The 17,039-nt window shown below is 73.3% G+C and carries 17 protein-coding genes; 9 read left to right on the top strand and 8 right to left on the bottom strand.

Going from position 1 to position 17,039, the window contains the following annotated elements:
• Positions 1 to 10: 10 nt before the first annotated feature.
• The 4 genes from ASC82_RS00365 to ASC82_RS00350 form a co-directional block, all read right to left on the bottom strand.
• The gene (locus ASC82_RS00365; protein ID WP_056641341.1) at positions 11 to 643 is read right to left on the bottom strand and encodes a response regulator transcription factor; all 633 of its coding nucleotides are present in this window, start codon (positions 641 to 643) and stop codon (positions 11 to 13) included.
• A gap of 175 nt (positions 644 to 818) precedes the next feature.
• Entirely contained in the window at positions 819 to 1,976 is a 1,158-nt protein-coding gene (locus ASC82_RS00360; protein WP_056639735.1) for a sensor histidine kinase, read from the bottom strand.
• Between the two features lie 147 nt (positions 1,977 to 2,123).
• Positions 2,124 to 2,843 (bottom strand): ABC transporter permease, encoded by a 720-nt coding sequence (locus ASC82_RS00355; protein ID WP_056641338.1) that lies wholly within the window; start codon positions 2,841 to 2,843, stop codon positions 2,124 to 2,126.
• On the bottom strand, positions 2,843 to 3,754 hold the full coding sequence (locus ASC82_RS00350) for an ABC transporter ATP-binding protein (RefSeq protein WP_056639732.1): 912 nt from the start codon (positions 3,752 to 3,754) through the stop codon (positions 2,843 to 2,845). The genes ASC82_RS00355 and ASC82_RS00350 overlap by 1 nt, the downstream gene beginning before the upstream one ends.
• Positions 3,755 to 4,051: 297 nt before the next feature.
• On the opposite strand from ASC82_RS00350, the gene ASC82_RS00345 reads away from it, so the two are divergent.
• From ASC82_RS00345 to ASC82_RS00335, 3 genes are read left to right on the top strand one after another with little or no spacing between them, the layout of a single operon-like run.
• Positions 4,052 to 4,906 carry a MaoC/PaaZ C-terminal domain-containing protein gene (locus tag ASC82_RS00345; RefSeq protein WP_056639729.1) on the top strand — a complete coding sequence of 285 codons (855 nt, stop codon included), beginning with the start codon at positions 4,052 to 4,054 and terminating at the stop codon, positions 4,904 to 4,906.
• Positions 4,907 to 4,947: 41 nt separating this feature from the next.
• Positions 4,948 to 6,024: a Zn-dependent alcohol dehydrogenase gene (locus tag ASC82_RS00340; RefSeq protein ID WP_056639726.1), complete on the top strand. Its 1,077-nt coding sequence runs from the start codon at positions 4,948 to 4,950 to the stop codon at positions 6,022 to 6,024.
• Positions 6,025 to 6,060: 36 nt separating this feature from the next.
• A complete protein-coding gene (locus ASC82_RS00335) occupies positions 6,061 to 7,005 on the top strand; it encodes a 3-oxoacyl-ACP reductase (RefSeq protein WP_056639723.1) in 945 nt (314 codons plus the stop codon).
• Between the two features lie 313 nt (positions 7,006 to 7,318).
• Here ASC82_RS00335 and ASC82_RS00330 read toward each other — a convergent pair whose 3' ends face one another.
• A complete protein-coding gene (locus ASC82_RS00330; RefSeq protein ID WP_056639720.1) occupies positions 7,319 to 7,723 on the bottom strand; it encodes a helix-turn-helix domain-containing protein in 405 nt (134 codons plus the stop codon).
• A gap of 83 nt (positions 7,724 to 7,806) precedes the next feature.
• On the opposite strand from ASC82_RS00330, the gene ASC82_RS00325 reads away from it, so the two are divergent.
• Entirely contained in the window at positions 7,807 to 8,907 is a 1,101-nt protein-coding gene (locus ASC82_RS00325; RefSeq protein ID WP_056639717.1) for a Gfo/Idh/MocA family oxidoreductase, read from the top strand.
• 48 nt (positions 8,908 to 8,955) lie between these two features.
• On the opposite strand, the gene ASC82_RS00320 is transcribed toward ASC82_RS00325, so the two are convergent.
• Positions 8,956 to 10,095 (bottom strand): hypothetical protein, encoded by a 1,140-nt coding sequence (locus ASC82_RS00320; protein WP_056641335.1) that lies wholly within the window; start codon positions 10,093 to 10,095, stop codon positions 8,956 to 8,958.
• Positions 10,096 to 10,379: 284 nt separating this feature from the next.
• On the opposite strand from ASC82_RS00320, the gene ASC82_RS00315 reads away from it, so the two are divergent.
• The 5 genes from ASC82_RS00315 (at position 10,380) to ASC82_RS00295 (ending at position 15,458) form a co-directional block, all read left to right on the top strand.
• Positions 10,380 to 11,417 (top strand): iron-siderophore ABC transporter substrate-binding protein, encoded by a 1,038-nt coding sequence (locus tag ASC82_RS00315; protein WP_056639715.1) that lies wholly within the window; start codon positions 10,380 to 10,382, stop codon positions 11,415 to 11,417.
• A gap of 154 nt (positions 11,418 to 11,571) precedes the next feature.
• Entirely contained in the window at positions 11,572 to 12,390 is an 819-nt protein-coding gene (locus ASC82_RS00310; protein WP_056639712.1) for a Nif3-like dinuclear metal center hexameric protein, read from the top strand.
• The gene (locus tag ASC82_RS00305; RefSeq protein WP_199862453.1) at positions 12,387 to 13,130 is read left to right on the top strand and encodes a C4-type zinc ribbon domain-containing protein; all 744 of its coding nucleotides are present in this window, start codon (positions 12,387 to 12,389) and stop codon (positions 13,128 to 13,130) included. Before ASC82_RS00310 ends, ASC82_RS00305 begins: the two co-directional genes overlap by 4 nt.
• Positions 13,130 to 14,479: a bifunctional RNase H/acid phosphatase gene (locus tag ASC82_RS00300; RefSeq protein WP_056639709.1), complete on the top strand. Its 1,350-nt coding sequence runs from the start codon at positions 13,130 to 13,132 to the stop codon at positions 14,477 to 14,479. The genes ASC82_RS00305 and ASC82_RS00300 overlap by 1 nt, the downstream gene beginning before the upstream one ends.
• 169 nt (positions 14,480 to 14,648) lie before the next feature.
• Positions 14,649 to 15,458, top strand: a complete 810-nt coding sequence (locus ASC82_RS00295; protein WP_056639706.1) for a GNAT family N-acetyltransferase — start codon at positions 14,649 to 14,651, stop codon at positions 15,456 to 15,458.
• Here the strand turns inward: ASC82_RS00295 and eda are convergent.
• Both eda and yaaA read right to left on the bottom strand, forming a co-directional pair.
• The gene (gene eda / locus ASC82_RS00290) at positions 15,439 to 16,158 is read right to left on the bottom strand and encodes a bifunctional 4-hydroxy-2-oxoglutarate aldolase/2-dehydro-3-deoxy-phosphogluconate aldolase (protein WP_079038954.1); all 720 of its coding nucleotides are present in this window, start codon (positions 16,156 to 16,158) and stop codon (positions 15,439 to 15,441) included. The genes ASC82_RS00295 and eda overlap by 20 nt on opposite strands.
• Positions 16,159 to 16,226: 68 nt before the next feature.
• Positions 16,227 to 16,994 carry a peroxide stress protein YaaA gene (gene yaaA, locus ASC82_RS00285; RefSeq protein ID WP_056639703.1) on the bottom strand — a complete coding sequence of 256 codons (768 nt, stop codon included), beginning with the start codon at positions 16,992 to 16,994 and terminating at the stop codon, positions 16,227 to 16,229.
• Positions 16,995 to 17,039: the final 45 nt, after the last annotated feature.

Raw genomic sequence — 17,039 nt, 5'->3', positions numbered from 1 at the left:
CCCCGGCCCTCTACAACCACCCCTGCCGACGTGCCGCCCGCACCGCCTCCATGCGGTTGCGGGTGGACGTCTTCCCGATCGCCGAGGAGAGGTAGTTCCGGACGGTGGACTCGGACAGATGGAGCCGCGCCGCGATGTCCGCGATCGTCGCGCCGTCCACCGAGGCGGCCAGCGCCTCCCGCTCGCGGGCCGTCAGCGGATTCGGCCCCGCGCCGAGCGCGGCGGCCGCGAGCGCCGGGTCGATCACCGTCTCGCCCCGCAGCGCCTTCCGCACCGCCTCGGCCAACTCCTCCACGGGCCCGTCCTTCACCAGGAACCCCACCGCACCGGCCTCCATCGCCCGCCGCAGATACCCCGGCCGACCGAACGTCGTCAGGATCAGCACCCGACAGTCCGGCACCTCGTCCCGCAGATCGGCGGCGGCGTCGAGCCCGCTGCGCCCCGGCAGCTCGATGTCGAGAAGCGCCACATCGGGCCGCGCGAGCAACGCGGCATCCACGATCTCGTCACCCCGCCCCACCTGCGCCACGACCTCGATGTCACGCTCCATCCCGAGCAGCAGGGCCAGCGCCCCGCGCATCATGCCCTGGTCCTCGGCGAGGAGGACGCGGACGGACTTTGTCGGGCGGTGGTCCTGCGGCATCTCGGTCACAGCAAACAGCGTAGGCGGGACCACTCGTTGGGGCCTGCCCAACTGCGGTCGAGAAGGGGGCCGGGAGCCCGTAGCGGCAGGTGGTGATCGGCTTCGGCGATCACCACCTGCCATGCGTCGGGGATGCCGTCGGTGAGGCGGGTCGTCTGCGATTCGATCACACGCGTCAGCAGTCCTGCCGGGGCGGAGTGTCCGCCGAGACCCCGGTCTCCGTGGGGAGTTCCGCCGTGACCCGGAAGCCGCCCCGGGGCGCCGGGCCCGAGTCCAGGGTGCCGCCCGCCGCCGCGACGCGCTCGCGCAGGCCCTGGAGGCCGGTTCCCGGGGGGCCTTCGGTCGGGCCCCGGCCGTCGTCCGTGACGGTGAGGCGGGCCCGGTCGGCCGTGCCGTCGAGGGCAATCTCGCAGCGGGTCGCGCCGCTGTGCCGGACCGCGTTCGTCACCGACTCCCGGACGACCCAGCCGAGCAGCGCCTCCGTCTGCGGCTCCAGGAGCGGGCCCGAGCGGCGTACCACCGGCTCGATGCCGGCGGAGGAGAGCGCGTCGCGCGCCCGGTCCAGCTCCGTGGCGAGGCTGCCCTCGCGGTAGCCCGTGACCGCCTCCCTGATCTCGGTGAGCGCCTGGCGGCCCACCGACTCGATGTCCGCGAGCTGGGACAGGGCGCCGTCGAGGTCGTGCGGCGCCAAGCGGCGTACCGCCTCCGACTTCACCACGACCACCGAGAGGGTGTGGCCGAGGAGGTCGTGCAGGTCCCGGGAGAAGCGGAGCCGTTCCTTCTCCACCGCCGACCGGGCCAGCTCCTCCCGGGTCGCCCGCAGCTGCCGGACCGTCTCGTCCAGGGCGAGGATCGCCGCCGTCACCATGACCGAGATGAACGTCCCGTACACCACGCTGATCGAGTCCCAGTCGTCCCGCCAGAACGTCACCACCCCGGCCCCCAGGACCAGCGGGACCGTGACCAGGGGCAGCTTCCTGCCCCGGCGCACCACCGCCCCCACCGCCAGGCCCAGGAGCGGGAAGAAGAGCAGCCACTCCCGTCCGTAGCCGATGGCCAGGGCGAAGGTGAGCGCCGCCAGCGCGCCGAGGAGGGTCCACGTCAGGCGGGACTCGCGGAGCTCCGGGACGAACGCGCGGAAGATGATCGCGATGTAGAGGGTGTTGAAGGTGAGGAGGCCGAGGCCGCCGATCCAGGGGTTCGGGGCCTCGCCGCCGAGGAGGTGGGAGAGCGCGCCCATCCCCATCAGGAGCCAGGGGAGGAGGCTGAGGCCGGTCGGGCCCCGGTCCGAGTGGGCCCGGGCCACCCTTCTCCACCGCCGCCAGGTCCTCATGCCGCCACCCTCTTCTTCATGCCGTGGTCTTCCTCATGCCGCCACCCTCTTCTTCATGCCGTCGTCTTCCTCATGTCGCCCTCTTCCTCATGCCGTCGTCTCCCTTGTGCCGTCGTGTCCCTCACGCCGTTTCCCTCGTTCCCCTCCTCACACCGTCCTCGCCGAGCGACGGTACGAGACCGCCGCGTACACGCCGAAGAGTGCCGCCCACACCGCCACGACCGCCAGGGCCGCCGCCCCCGGCGCCGTGCCCTCCGTCACCGCGACGCCCAGCTCCGCGAAGCGGTTCGTCGGGGTGTACTCGGAGATCGTGCGGAGCCAGGACGGGAAGAGGACGGTCGGGAACCAGAGGCCGCCGACCACCGCGAGGCCGAGGTTGCAGGCCACGTTGACGACTCCGGTCGTCTGGGCGGAGAGGCGGTAGCCGTTGCCGATGCCGAGGAGGGTGAAGGGGAGGGAGCCCAGCCAGAGCGTGACGGCGACCGCCACCCACTGCCAGGCCGCCATCCGGACGCCGTTGACGAGCGCGCCCGCCAGGAGGACCGCGACGATGGAGGGGAGGACGACCACGGCGCCGGTCAGGGCGCGGCCGGTCACCACCTGGCGGGGCGTCATGGGGGTGATGCGCAGCTGGCGCAGCCAGCCGGTCGTCCTGTCCTCGGAGATCGCGTTGCCGACGGAGAGGGCGGCGCCGAGCGCTCCGTACCCCGCCATGCCGACCATGGCCGCGGCCTTCCAGTCGGTCCCGTCCGAGCCTCCGAGGTTGGTGAAGAGGAGGTACATCATCACCGGGACGGCGACGGTGGAGATGACGAATCCGGTCTCGCGCAGGGTGCGCCGGGCTTCGAGACGTACGTAGGCGGTGATCACTTGGCGAGCTCCAGTCGCTCGTGGGTCCGGTGGACCAGGGTGAGGAAGGCGTCGTTCAGGGAGACCGGGGCGACCTCCAGGGACCGGATCGCGTCCCGTGCGGCCAGGGCGCGGACCGTGGCGTCGGAGTCGTCGGTACGGAGCCGGGCGCGGTCGCCGCGGATCTCGACGGAGGCGACCCCGGGCAGCGTCCCGAGCCATTCCGTAGGGCCGCCCGCCAGGTCGAAGGCGACGAGGCTGCCGCCGGCCGCCCGCTTGAGCTCCTCGCCCGTGCCGTCGGCGAGGAGCCGGCCGGAGTCGAGGACGACGATCCGGTCTGCGTGCGCGTCGGCCTCCTCCAGGTAGTGGGTGGAGAACAGGACGGTGTTGCCCCGGCGCGCGTAGCCGCGCATGGCGTCCCAGAACTCCTGGCGGGCCTCGACGTCGAGGGCGGTGGTCGGCTCGTCCAGGACGATCAGCTCCGGGTTCCCGACGAGGGCGACGGCGAAGCGGACCCGCTGCGCCTGGCCGCCCGAGAGGCGCTCGACCCGGCGGTCGGCCAGCTCGGTCAGCCCGGCGAGCGCCAGGGCCTCCGTGACCGGCATCGGCGACGGGTACGTCCGGGCGACGAAGGAGACGAGCTCGCGGACGGTGACCCGGGGGGTGGGGCGCCCCTCCTGGAGCATCGCGCCCACCCGGCCCGCCGCGACGGCGCGGTCCGGGGTGTCGCCGAGGAGCCGGACCCGGCCGCTGTCGGGTGAGTCGAGGCCGAGGAGGAGGCCGATGGCCGTGGACTTGCCGGCGCCGTTCCGGCCGAGCAGGGCCACGGTCTCGCCGGGCGGGACGGTGAGGTGGAGGTCGTCGAGGGCGCGGACGGTTCCGTACGCCTTGGTGGCGGCCTCGAAGGCGACCGCGGGTTCGTTGTCCATGGGGACGACGCTACGAATCCGGGGGCCCGGCGCGGCAGGCGTGAATGTACGGACCTGGCCGTGACAAATGTCCCGGGTGGCGCCGGCTCACCCTTTCTGACGTACCGTCAGGCAAGCCGTGCCCGGAGGGTTCCCAACTCCTTTCGGCTCGGCTATACATGAGATCCACCGACCTAGAACGCGTTCTAGAACGGCCGCGTTCCGGGACGGTCCCGCACGGCCTCGGTGCGACCGACGGTGCGGACGGTCGCATCGAGGTCTTTCCCCGCCACCTCGCCCACGAGGAGCAGCAGCCCGATGCCGATCGACCCCGCCACGGCCGTCGCCGCCGAACCCCGCAGCGCCGAGATCTCCTGGGACCACAAGGACGTCCAGCTCTACCACCTGGGACTGGGTGCGGGCGTGCCTGCCACGGACCCCGACGAGCTCCGCTACACCCTGGAGTCCAGGCTCCACGTCCTCCCCAGCTTCGCCACCGTCGCGGGCGCGGGCATGGGCGTCGTCGGCGGGCTCTCCGCCCCCGGCATCGACATCGACCTCGCCGCCGTCCTGCACGGCGGCCAGTCGGTCACGCTCCACCGGCCCGTCCCCGTCAGCGGCCGGGCCGTCTCCACCTCCCGCGTCGCCGCCGTCTACGACAAGGGCAAGGCCGCCGTCCTCGTCCTGCGCTCCGAGGCCTCCGACGCCGACGGCCCGCTCTGGACCAGCGACGCCCAGATCTTCGTCCGCGGCGAGGGCGGCTGGGGCGGCGACCGCGGACCCTCCGAGCGCCTCGCGCTCCCGGACCGGCAGCCCGACGCCACCGTCGAACGGCCCATCCGCGAGGAACAGGCCCTGCTCTACCGGCTCTCAGGCGACTGGAACCCGCTCCACGCCGACCCCGACTTCGCCAAGCTCGCCGGCTTCGACCGGCCGATCCTGCACGGCCTCTGCTCGTACGGCATGACCCTCAAGGCCGTCGTCGACACCCTGCTCGACGGAGACGTCACCCGGGTCCGCTCGTACCGCACGCGCTTCGCCGGGATCGTCTTCCCCGGCGAGACCCTGCGCGTCCGGATGTGGGCGGCCGAGGGCAGCGTCCAGGTGACGGTCACCGCCGTGGAGCGCGACGACGCCCCCGTACTCGCCGACACCGTCGTCGAGCACTCCTGACACCTCCGTCCCACGTCTGAACTCCTGAGGGGAGCCGCACCATGCGCGCAGCCGTACTGCACGAGATCGGCCAGGACAAACTCGAAGTCCTCGACGACGTCGAGGCGGTGGGCTTCGGCCCCGGCAAGGTGCGGATCCGCGTCCGGGCCACCGGCCTCTGCCACTCCGACGTCTCCGCGATGAGCGGCGTCCTCCCGCAGCCCGCCCCCTTCATCCCCGGCCACGAGGGCGCGGGCGAGATCCTCGACGTCGGCGACGGCGTCACGAACCTGAGCCAGGGCCAGCGCGTCCTGCTCTGCTGGCTGCCCGCCTGCGGCGTCTGTCCCGCCTGCAAGCGCGGCCAGACGCAGCTCTGCCTCGCCGGCTTCATGAACGCCGGCACGCCCAACTTCAAGCGCCCCGGCGGGGACGTCTTCGGCTTCGCCGGCACCGGCACCTTCACCGAGGAGGTCGTCGTCCCCGCGGGCTGCGCCGTCCCCATCCCCGACGACGTGCCCTTCGACATCGCGGCCCTCATCGGCTGCGGCGTCACCACGGGCCTCGGCGCGGCCATCAACACCGCGAAGGTGGAGGCCGGTTCGTCGGTGGCCGTCATCGGCTGCGGCGGTGTCGGCATCTCCACGATCCAGGGCGCCAAGCTCCAGGGCGCCGCCCAGATCATCGCCGTCGACCCCGTCGAGTCCCGGCGCGAGGCCGCGCTGCGCTTCGGCGCCACGGAGGCCGTCGCCCCGGACGCGCTCGCCGACGCCAAGCAGCGGATCACCGGCGGGGAGGGCTTCGACTACGTCTTCGAGGTCGTCGGCAAGTCCGCCACCGCCCGCACCGCCTACGAGACGACCCGGCGCGGCGGCACCCTCTGCGTCGTCGGCGCGGGCGCCCTCGACGACTTCCTCCAGTTCAACATGTTCGAGCTGTTCTTCGACGAGAAGAAGATCCTGCCCTCCATGTACGGCGGCGGGGACGTGCTCACGTCGTACGAGCGGACCATCGCGCTCTGGCGGGCCGGCCGCGTCGACCTGGAGTCGCTCATCACCCACCGGGTGCCGCTGGCCGGGATCAACGAGGCACTGGAGCAGATGCGGACGGGCACGGCGCTCCGCACCTGCATCGAGATCTGAGATCCGAGATCAGAGACCTGAGAGGACTTCTGCGAGATGTCACTCCCTCTTGAGGGTTTGAGCGCGATCGTCACCGGCGCCGGGCGGGGCCTCGGCCGCGCCGAGGCGCTCGAACTGGCCAGGCTCGGTGCGGCCGTCGTCGTCAACGACTACGGACAGGCCGGCCGCGACGGCTCCGGAGCGGCCTCCGCCGCGCCCGCCGAGGAGGTCGCCGCGGAGATCCGCGCGGCGGGCGGCCGGGCGGTCGCGCACCTCGGCGACGTCTCCGACTTCGAGACGGCTCGGGGCCTGATCGACCTGGCGGTCGCCGAGTTCGGGAAGCTGGACGTCCTGGTCAACAACGCGGGCATCCTGCGCGACCGGATGGTCTTCTCGATGAGCGAGGACGAGTGGGACTCCGTCGTACGGGTCCACCTCAAGGGCCACTTCAACACCACGCACTTCGCCGCGGTGCACTGGCGGGGCCGGTCCAAGGCGGGGGAGACCGGCGTCTACGGCCGGATCGTCAACACCTCCTCCGAGGCCTTCCTCGCCGGCTCCGCCGGCCAGCCCAACTACGCGGCGGCCAAGGGCGGCATCGTGGGCCTGACCACCTCGTCGGCGCTCGCGCTCGCGCGGTACGGGGTGACGGCCAACGCGATCTGCCCGCGGGCCAGGACCCGGATGACCGAGGACGTCTTCGCCGGCTTCGCCGAGCCGACGGCCGAGGGGGACCTCGACCCGCTGTCCCCGGAGCACGTGGCGCCGCTCGTGGGCTACCTCGCCTCCCCGGCGGCGGCCGGGGTCAACGGCCAGCTGCTCGTCGTCCACGGCGGGATGGTCGCGGTCGTGGACCGGCCCAGGGTGTCGGCCAAGTTCGACACGGCCAAGGAGGCGTTCACGTACGAGGAACTGGACTCCGTGCTGACTCCGCACTACGCGTCCCGCCCGGCGGGCGAGACCTTCGCCGCGGCGGAGGTCCTGGGCCTGAAGAAGGGCTGACGCGGGGGACGGTCAGGGGGGAAGGTGGGGAACGGTGAAGGGCCCCGGGGAGACCCGGGGCCCTTCACCGTGCTGAACAGTCATGCTGAACCGTCTGCTGGACTACTCGGTCACTGCGCGTCGGGTTCGCGGCGGTGGCGACCGTGCGGCGAGGACGTGGAGTCCTCCGCCGGCGACGCCTCTCCGCGGTGCCTTCCGGAGCCGTTCGGCTCCTTACCCTCCGTGCTTGCTTCCGACATGGTGCAACTCACCCCGTATGAATCGGTCTTTCGGCCTTGCTGTGCAACCCGTGAGTTTAATGATGCGGACTCCGTCATGTCCCGTCGTACGCGACCCGGGCGCGGTCGATCGCCTCGACGTGCCGCTCGGCCCAGCCGGCGAGGTCGACCAGCGAGTCGTACAGCTCCCGCGCCATCGGTGTCGCCGTGTACTCGACCCTCGGCGGCACCGTCGGGAAGACGGTGCGGATCAGCAGGCCGTCGCGCTCCAGATTGCGCAGGGTCAGCGTCAGCATGCGACGGCTGATGCCCTTGAGCTGCCGCTCCAGTTCGGTGAAGCGGGCCGGGCCCTGCGTGGTGACCAGCAGGATGCCGATGCTCCACTTCCCGCTGACCCTGCCGAGCACGTCGAGCACGGAACAGGCGGCCTCCGCGGCAGGAGTCTCGCACTGCCGCACGGCGCTGACCTGGACGGTCACATCGGTGTTCCCCTGGGACATGAATGTGCCTCCTTCCCCTGCGGCCGATGGTCCCAGACCATGATCCCTGTCACCGGAACAGGGTCGGAGCAGGGGGAGTCACCATGGCGGACAGGATTCGCGTAGGAGTCGTCGGGGCGCACGCCGAGCGAGGCTGGGGGCGCGCCATCCACCTGCCCGCCCTCGCGGCCTCGCAGGACGACTACGAGATCACCGCGGTCGCCGGTACGAGCCCGGAGTCGGCGCGCGCCGCGGCCGAGGTGTGGGGGGCCCGGCACGCCTTCGCCGACGCCCGGGAGCTGATGGCGCACCCCGAGGTCGACCTGGTCACCATCGCCGTACAACTCCCGCAGCGGGACGGCCTGGTGGACGCGGCGATCGCGGCCGGCAAGCACGTCTACAGCGAGTGGCCGCTGGCACTCGACGCGGAGACCGCCGAGCGGTTCCGTACGAGCGCGGAGGCGGCCGGGGTCCGGGCCGCGGTCGGGCTGCAGTCCCGCCACCACCCGATGGTGCGGTACCTGCGCGACCTGCTCGCCGAGGGCGCGGTCGGCGAGGTCCTGTCCACCTCGCTCACCTACTCGCTCGCGGCGCCCGAGGTCTGGTCGCAGCGGTACACGGCGCTGTTCGACCACACCAAGGGCGTCAACCACGTGGCGGTCGTCGGCGGCCACTCCCTCGACATGTACCGGTCGATCGTGGGTGACTTCGCCGAGCTGTCCGCGTCCCTGACGACCCGGATCCGCACGGTCACCCTTCAGGAGACCGGCGAGGAGATCGAGGTGACCTCGCCGGACCAGATCGTGGTGGCGGGCCTGCTGGAGTCGGGGGCCGCGGCCTCCGCGCACTTCATGACGGGCGGACCGCGGGGCGACGGCTTCCGCGTCGAGGTGCACGGACGGGCCGGCCGGCTCGTCCTGCGCTCCACCGACGACTCGCTGGTCGGACCCGAGTTCGTCCTCACGCGCGCGGAGGTCAACGGCGGCCCCGTGGACACGCTCGCGCTGCCCGACCGCTACCGTCCGGCGGCGGCCGGGGTGCCGTCGCCGGTGGGCAATGTGCACCAGGTGTACGCGGACCTGGCGCGGGCGATCCGTACCGGCGAGTCCTTCGGGCCCGACTTCGGCGCGGCGGTCCGCACGCACCGCCTGCTCGACGCGATCAAGCGGTCCGCCGAGACGGGCCTGCGGCAGCGGCTCGGCTGACCGTCCGTCCGTCCGCCGGTCCGCCGGTCCGCTACGGGAAGTCCCGTCTCAGCCGGCGGGCTTGCGGTCGCCCAGCGGTGCCTGCTGCAACGGCACCGGGCGGCACACCCGGGGCTCGTCGGCGACCACCACGACCGGCACCGGCAGGGGCTCGGGCGGGGTCTCCAGGTCCGCGAGCCCGCACGGCGCCCCGGCCGTCGCGTACGGCAGCCGCAGGACGCCCCCGGCCGTCCACAGGCCCGCTCCGGCCAGCCAGCCCACGGGCGCGGCCGACTGGGCCAGCCGGCGTGACGAGGGCTCCCAGGTCCCCACCCAGCTCCCGCCCGCCGCGTCGATCCGCAGCGCCACCGAGCAGCTCTCCGGCATCAGCACCTGCCCGGGCTGCACCGCGAACGGCGTCACCGCCGCGTCGTCCAGCCGCAGGCACTCCGGGAACCGCACCGGCAGCAGGCTGCCGAGCACCCCCCAGCCGAGCCGCTCGCGACCCGGCGACGGCGCGTCGGAGCCGATGAGGAGCAGCCCGCTGTCCGGGTCGGCGAGGAGCAGCCGGTCGTCGCTCTCCTCGGTGATTTGGAGCAGGGGTGTCACCTCGCCGCCCCGCTCCAGGTCGACGGCGACGGCCTTCACCGGCCCGTCGTCGAGCCGGCGGTCGAGCGCGAGCATCCGGCCCGTGCGGTCGAGCCACACCCCGCCCGTGCAGCGGCCCTTGACCTCCGCGATCTGCTCGGGGCCGAAGGCGCCGCCCGCGACGAGCCACAGCGTCGTCGTGTCGGGGCCGACGCACATGGCGTACGCGCAGATGCCGTCCGGCGAGGGCGGCAGCAGGACCAGCCGCTCGGAGCCGGGTGCTTCCACCGCGCCGAGCTGGAGCTCCCCGGTGGCCGGTCCCGTGGGGTAGAGCAGCGAGAACGTGTTCCGCCGCCCGTCCACGCGGCGGGCGACGAGGACCCGGCCGTCCGCGAGGGGCAGCAGCTGGGCGTGCGGCTCCTCCGGCTGGCCGAGGGGGAGTGGTACGGCGTACGGCTCGGGGCCGTCGAGCGTCCACCTCTCCACGTACAGGGCGTCACCGGCGCCCGCGAGCCTGGCCGCGTACGCGCCGTTGGCCGTGATCGTGAAGCCGGCCGACCCGGTGGGGTCCTTGTCGCGGTCGTCGTCCTCGGCCGCGGTCTCGATGGCACACGCTGTCATCGACTCGTCACCTCCGGCCACGAAGCTAGTTTTCGCACTTCCTGCCGAACAACACGAGCCCGGTCACTTCACACATAAGGGTGGTCGTCCGGCGGTTCGGCTGAGGGGGAGGGGGTGGCTGTGCTGGAGTGACCCGTGATGAGTAAGGTAAGGCGAGCCTAAGCGGAGCCTGTGGCTCCGTTCGATTGCGCCCGTCACCCCGTACAGAAGCGCGCCCGGAAGCACCCGCGGAAGCACCCAGGGATGCCCGGAGCGCCTCACGAAGCACGTACAGGAGCCTTCCCATGTCCTTCCGCCGTCGCGGCACCGCCACCGTCGTCGCCCTCGCCGCCGCGCTCTCCCTCGCGGCCTGCGGAGGCGGGGACGGAGGATCCGACGCCTCCGCGAAGGAGGACGCGACCAAGAAGAAGGACGTCGCCACCGGCGGCAAGGACTTCGGCGACGCCGCCGCCAAGACCGCGGCCATGGGCACCGACGCGAAGCCGGGCCAGTACCCGCGCACGCTCACCCACGCCCTCGGCAAGACCGAGCTCAAGGCCGCCCCCAAGCGGGTCGTCGTCCTCGACGTCGGCGAGCTCGACAACGTCGTCTCCCTCGGCATCCAGCCCGTCGGCTACGCCCCCTCCGAGGGAGACGACGGCATCCCGGCCTACCTCGGGAAGGACGCCGGCACCCCGAAGTCCGTCGGCACCATCAACAACCTCAACCTGGAGGCCATCGCCAACCTCCAGCCCGACCTCATCCTCGGCAGCCAGCTGCGCGCCGCCGACAAGTACGACGAGCTGTCGAAGATCGCGCCGACCGTCTTCTCCATCCGCCCGGGCTTCACCTGGAAGGAGAACTACCTCCTCAACGCCGCCGCGCTCGACAAGACCGCCGAGGCGAAGACGAAGCTCTCCGCGTACGAGACGAAGGCGAAGCAGCTCGGCACGGACATCGGCCCGAACAAGCCGACCGTCTCCATGGTCCGCTACCTCCCCGGCAAGATCCGCCTCTACGCGAAGGCCTCCTTCATCGGCACGATCCTGGAGGACACCGGCCTGCCCCGGCCCAAGAACCAGCAGATCGACGACCTCGCCGCCGAGATCAGCCCCGAGAAGATCGACGAGGCCGACGCCGACTGGATCTTCACCGGCGTCTACGGCGACGCCAAGGCCACCAAGAAGGACGCCGCCCAGGCCAACCCGCTCTGGAAGAACCTCAAGGCCGTCAAGGCCGGCCAGGCCAAGGACGTCCCGGACGAGACCTGGTACCTCGGCCTCGGCGTGACCGCCGCGAACAGCGTCCTCGACGACCTGCGCACCGACCTCGTCAAGAAGTAGGAGCGCGCAGCGCCCGGCGCCCGTCGACGGCACCGGGCGCTCTGCCGTCCGAGACCACCGCGACCACGCATCGAGCAACCCCGACGGCGCCCCGGCACCTCCGCGAGAGCTCCGCCGGTTTAGGCGCAAAGACGAGACAGGTAGCCTTTCCTTCGTGCCCCGCCTGTCTGAAGTCATCGCCGCGCTCGACGCCCTCTGGCCGCCCCAGCGCGCCGAGCAGTGGGACGCGGTCGGAACCGTCTGCGGCGACCCCGACGCCCAGGTCGGCCGCGTCCTGTTCGCCGTCGACCCCGTCCAGGAGATCGCCGACGAGGCGATCGCCCTCGGCGCCGACCTGCTCGTCACCCACCACCCGCTCTATCTGCGCGGTACGACGACGGTCTCGGCCGGCCACTTCAAGGGCCGCGTCGTGCACCACCTCATCAAGCACGACATCGCCCTCCACGTCGCGCACACCAACGCCGACACCGCCGAGCCCGGCGTCTCCGACGCCCTCGCCGGCGCGCTCGACCTCCGGGTCACCGGCCCCCTCGTGCCCGAGAACAACCTCGGCCGGATCTGCGAGCTCGACCACCCCGAGACCCTCGCCGAGTTCGCCGCCCGCGCCGCGAAGCGCCTGCCCGCCACCGCGCAGGGCATCCGGGTCGCCGGCGACCCCGGCATGACCGTCCGCCGCGTCGCCGTCAGCGGCGGCTCCGGCGACGGCCTCTTCGACGCCGTACGGGCCGCGGGCGTGGACGCCTTCCTCACCGCCGACCTGCGTCACCACCCGGTCTCCGAGGCCACCCAACAGTCCCTACTGGGCCTGGTCGACGCCGCCCACTGGGCCACCGAATGGCCCTGGTGCGAGCAGGCCGCCGCCCAGCTCGACGCGATTTCCGACCGCCACGGCTGGGACCTCCGCGTCCACGTCTCGAAGACGGTCACCGACCCCTGGTCCTCCCACCACACCTCCCCTGGAGCCCCCAACTGAACGCCGCGCCCGCCGACCAGATCCGCCTCCTCGACGTCCAGGGCCTGGACGTCCGACTCCAGCAGCTCGCCCACAAGCGCAAGTCGCTGCCCGAGCACGCCGAGATCGAGTCGCTGACCAAGGACCTCACGCAGCTGCGCGACCTGCTCGTCGCCGCGCAGACCGAGGAGAGCGACTGCGGCCGCGAGCAGACCAAGGCCGAGCAGGACGTCGACCAGGTCCGCCAGCGCTCCGCGCGCGACCAGCAGCGGCTCGACTCCGGCGCCGTCTCCTCCCCGAAGGACCTGGAGAACCTCCAGCGCGAGATCGTCTCCCTCGCCAAGCGCCAGGGCGACCTCGAGGAGATCGTCCTGGAGGTCATGGAGCGCCGCGAGTCCGCCCAGGAGCGCGTCTCCGAGCTGACCGAGCGGGTCTCCGCCGTCCAGGCCAAGACCGACGACGCCACCGCCCGGCGCGACGCCGCCCAGGGCGAGCTGGACGCCGAGGCCGCCTCCGTCACCAAGGAGCGCGAGCTCGTCGCGGGTTCCATCCCGGCCGACCTGCTCAAGCTGTACGACCGTCTGCGCGAGAAGCAGGGCGGCATCGGCGCGGCCCGGCTGCACCAGCGCCGCTGCGAGGGCTGCCGCCTGGAGCTCGACGTCACCGAGGTGAACGAGATCCGCGCCTCCGCGCCCGACAAGGTCGTCCGCTGCGAGAACTGCAGCCGGATCCTGGTCCGCACCTCGGAGTCCGGTCTGTAATGCCGTCTCCGTCCTCGCGTGAGGTGATCGTCGAGGCCGACGGGGGTTCCCGGGGCAACCCGGGGCCCGCCGGTTACGGGGCCGTGGTCCTGGACCCGGTGACGGGCGAGACGCTCGCGGAGGCGGCCGAGTACATCGGCGTGGCGACGAACAACGTCGCCGAGTACAAGGGCCTGGTGGCGGGGCTCACGGCGGCCCGGGAGCTCTTCCCGGACGCCACCGTCCACGTCCGCATGGACTCCAAGCTGGTCGTCGAGCAGATGTCCGGCCGCTGGAAGATCAAGCACCCGGACATGAAGCCGCTGGCGGCCGAGGCGGGCCGGGTCTTCCCGGCGGGCCGCGTCCGCTACGAGTGGATCCCGCGCGAGCTGAACAAGCACGCGGACCGGCTCGCCAACGAGGCCATGGACGCGGGCAAGCAGGGCCGCCAGTGGGAGCCGTCCGGCTCGACGGCGGCGCTGGACACCGCCGCCGCCCGCAGCGCCGCGAGCCTGCCGCCGTCGGGCCCGCCCGGCGACGCGGCGGCGGGCGCGGCCCGCGCGCGTGCGGCGCTCGCGACACGGACGGTCGAGCCGTCCGAGGCCTCCGATCAGGTCGACGACGGGCTGTTCGCCCCCGACGAGGCCGTAGCGGCGCAGGCCCGCGCCTCCCTCGCCTCGGCCGCGCGGACGGAGGCGACCACCCAGGCGGAGAAGGCTCCGCAGGGGTGGACCGGGCCCGACATGGGTGCTCCGGCGACGTTCGTCCTGCTGCGCCACGGCGAGACCGCCCTCACGCCCGAGAAGCGGTTCTCGGGGAGCGGCGGCACCGACCCCGAGCTGTCGGCCGCCGGGCTGCGCCAGGCCGAGGCCGTCGCCGAGGCGCTCGCCGCGCGCGGCACGATCCAGGAGATCGTCAGCTCGCCCCTCACCCGCTGCCGCCAGACCGCCGCCGCCGTCGCCGCCCGCCTCGGGCTCGACGTGCAGGTCGAGCGGGGGCTGCGCGAGACCGACTTCGGGGCCTGGGAGGGGATGACCTTCGGCGAGGTCCGCGAGCGGTACGGCGACGACCTGGACGCCTGGCTGGCCTCCCCGAAGGCCGCGCCGACCGGCGGAGGCGAGAGCTTCGCGGCCGTCGCCCGGCGGGTCGCCGCCACCCGGGACCGGCTGACCGCCGCCCACGCCGGCCGTACCGTCCTCCTCGTCACCCACGTCACCCCGATCAAGACCCTGGTCCGGCTCGCGCTCGGCGCCCCGCCGGAGTCGCTGTTCCGGATGGAGCTGTCGGCGGCCTCGATCTCGGCGGTGGCCTACTACGCCGACGGCAACGCGTCCGTACGGCTCCTCAACGACACCTCGCACCTGCGCTGAGCGCATTCGCGCTGAGTACATCCGAGCCGAGCGCATCCGCGTCGAGCACATTCGCGCCGAGCGCATCCGCGCCGAGCCGTGGCGGCGGCAGGCGGGCGGGCGTGCAGGCGGGCGGGCGTGCGGTAAAAGGCTGGACCCGGTCCCCGGTGGCGTACCACCATCACCGTTCATGACGTGGTACTTCACCGAGGACGCCGCCGCCTTCCGGGCCGCCGCGGCCGACCTGCTGGCCGCCGAGGCGGCCCGTAACACCGCCGTGCTCACCCTCATGGACTCCGCCGGGCGGCTCGGCTGGTGGGCCGAGCCCGACGGCCGGGTCACCGGGGCGCTCGCGGTGTCGCCGCCGCGCGAGCCCTCCTTCGGGGCCGTGACGATGGCGGCGGCCCGCGCGCTCGTCTTCCCGGCCGGCGAGGAGCCGACGGTCGTCCGGGGGGAGACGGCGGCCGTCGAGGCGTTCGCGGAGGCCACCGGGCGGCCCTGGACGGCCATCGTCCGGATGCGGCTCTTCCGGCTCGGCGAGCTGGTCCCGCCGGACCCGGCCCCGGCCGGACGTCCTCGGGTCGCGGGCGAGGCCGACATCCCGTTCCTCTCCGCCTGGGCCCGGGAGTTCGCCCTGGACATCGGGGAGGACCCCACGGGCAGGGACTTCACCGGCCACGTCACGGAACGGGTCGTCGACGGCCGACTCGTCCTCTGGGAGGCGCCCGACGGCCGCCCGGTGTCGATGGCCTGCGTCTCGCCCACGATCGAGGGCCAGGCCCGGGTCCACCTCGTCTACACCCCGCGCGCCGAGCGCGGTCGCGGTTACGCGGCCGGTGTCACCGAGGCGGTCAGCCGGGCCGCGCGGGACGGCGGCGCCTCACAGGTCCTGCTCTTCACGGACCTCGCCAACCCCACCAGCAACGCCCTCTACCAGCGGCTCGGCTACCGCCCGGTGACCGACCACCTGGGAGTCGAGTTCACCGCTCCCGGCGACTGAGCGGGGCCCGGAGCTCCGCCGCCCCGCGTGCCAGCGCCTCGACCCGGGCCCAGTCGCGGGCCGCGAGCGCGTCGGGCGGCAGCATCCACGTACCGCCGACGCAGCCGACGTTCGGGAGGGAGAGGTAGGCCGGGGCGGAGGCGAGGGAGATGCCGCCCGTCGGGCAGAACCGGGCCTGCGGGAGCGGGCCCGCGAGGGACTTCAGATACGGGACGCCGCCCGCCGCCTCCGCCGGGAAGAACTTCATGTCCTCCACGCCCTGTTCGAGCAGCGCCACGACCTCCGAGGTCGTCGAGACGCCCGGCAGGAAGGGCACGCCCGACGCCCGCATCGCGTCGAGGAGCCGCTCGGTCCACCCCGGGCTCACCAGGAACCGGGCCCCGGCGCCGACCGCGTCCGCGACCCCGGCGGCCGAGACGACCGTGCCCGCGCCGACGACCGCCTCCGGCACCTCGGCCGCGATCGCGCGGACCGCGTCGAGCGCGGCGGGGGTGCGGAGGGTGACCTCGATCAACGGCAGCCCGCCGGCGACGAGGGCGCGGGCGAGGGGGACGGCGTCGGCGGCGTCCTCGATCACGACGACGGGGACGACGGGGGTTGCCCGGGCTGCCCGGGCTGCCGGGACTTCCGGGACTTCCCGGGCTGCCGGGACTTCCAGGGATTCCAGGGCTTCCGGGGCAAGGTCGAACACGCTCGTCATGGGCCTCATCGTGCCCATGGCGAGCGTGATGCGCAACGAGCGTTGCGCAGGGTGCAATGAATGACGGTCTAGTGGATCTCGTCCACCAGCACGTCCAGCGCCCCCGCCTTGCCGCCCTCCTCCACCACGTACTTCAGATCCCGCAGCGCCACGGCCAGCTCCTCCGGCGAACCCGGCTCCGCGCCCGCCTCCAGGAGGCTCCGGACGATCCGGCCCTTCGTCGCCTTGTTGAAGTGGCTGACGACCTTCCGGGTCGGCGCGTGCAGCACCCGCACCGTCGCCGTCCGCGCCGCCACCTCGCCCTTCGGCTTCCACGCCGACGCGTACGCCGACGAGCGCAGGTCCAGGACGAGCCCGTCCCCGGCCGCCTCCGGCAGCACGGACGCCATCGCGCCCCGCCAGTGCGCGCCCAGCGCGCCGAGCCCCGGCAGCTTGACCCCCATCGAGCAGCGGTACGACGGGATCCGGTCGGTCACCTTCACCGCGCCCCACAGCCCCGAGAACACCAGCAGGGAACGCCCCGCGCGCTTCCGGGCGGCCGCGTCCAGGGTCGCCAGGCCCAGCGCGTCGTACAGGACGCCCGTGTAGACCTCGCCCGCCGGGCGCGCGCCGGCCGTCCGCAGCTCGACGTTCTTCGCGACCTCGCCGCGCAGCCCCTCGCTCAGACCGAGGACCTCCCGCGCCTTCTCCTCGTCGGCCGCGCACAGCTCGACCAGCTCGTCCAGGACCGCGGCCCGCGCCTCCGCGAGCCCCGGCAGGGACAGCGACTCCGGCTTGAGCGGCGCCCCGCGCCCCGAGGAGGCCTTGCCTTCGGAGGGCGGCAACAGCACGAGCACGGTGGTTCTCCTTCGTACGGACGGGGGTGGGGGTGCGGCCCCGGC

This window comes from Streptomyces sp. Root431, from assembly GCF_001426585.1.
GTDB classification, from domain to species: domain Bacteria; phylum Actinomycetota; class Actinomycetes; order Streptomycetales; family Streptomycetaceae; genus Streptomyces; species Streptomyces stackebrandtii.
Note: the sequence above shows the minus strand (reverse complement) of the source record. Positions and strands in the feature narration are given on the sequence as shown.

Bases quoted from the DNA above. Each gene is read 5' to 3' on its own strand.
- ASC82_RS00365 (WP_056641341.1), bottom strand. From the start codon at position 643: ATGCCGCAGGACCACCGCCCGACAAAGTCCGTCCGCGTCCTCCTCGCC.
- ASC82_RS00360 (WP_056639735.1), bottom strand. From the start codon at position 1,976: ATGAGGACCTGGCGGCGGTGGAGAAGGGTGGCCCGGGCCCACTCGGAC.
- ASC82_RS00350 (WP_056639732.1), bottom strand. From the start codon at position 3,754: ATGGACAACGAACCCGCGGTCGCCTTCGAGGCCGCCACCAAGGCGTAC.
- ASC82_RS00345 (WP_056639729.1), top strand. From the start codon at position 4,052: ATGCCGATCGACCCCGCCACGGCCGTCGCCGCCGAACCCCGCAGCGCC.
- ASC82_RS00340 (WP_056639726.1), top strand. From the start codon at position 4,948: ATGCGCGCAGCCGTACTGCACGAGATCGGCCAGGACAAACTCGAAGTC.
- ASC82_RS00335 (WP_056639723.1), top strand. From the start codon at position 6,061: ATGTCACTCCCTCTTGAGGGTTTGAGCGCGATCGTCACCGGCGCCGGG.
- ASC82_RS00330 (WP_056639720.1), bottom strand. From the start codon at position 7,723: ATGTCCCAGGGGAACACCGATGTGACCGTCCAGGTCAGCGCCGTGCGG.
- ASC82_RS00325 (WP_056639717.1), top strand. From the start codon at position 7,807: ATGGCGGACAGGATTCGCGTAGGAGTCGTCGGGGCGCACGCCGAGCGA.
- ASC82_RS00320 (WP_056641335.1), bottom strand. From the start codon at position 10,095: ATGACAGCGTGTGCCATCGAGACCGCGGCCGAGGACGACGACCGCGAC.
- ASC82_RS00315 (WP_056639715.1), top strand. From the start codon at position 10,380: ATGTCCTTCCGCCGTCGCGGCACCGCCACCGTCGTCGCCCTCGCCGCC.
- ASC82_RS00300 (WP_056639709.1), top strand. From the start codon at position 13,130: ATGCCGTCTCCGTCCTCGCGTGAGGTGATCGTCGAGGCCGACGGGGGT.
- ASC82_RS00295 (WP_056639706.1), top strand. From the start codon at position 14,649: ATGACGTGGTACTTCACCGAGGACGCCGCCGCCTTCCGGGCCGCCGCG.
- eda (WP_079038954.1), bottom strand. From the start codon at position 16,158: ATGACGAGCGTGTTCGACCTTGCCCCGGAAGCCCTGGAATCCCTGGAA.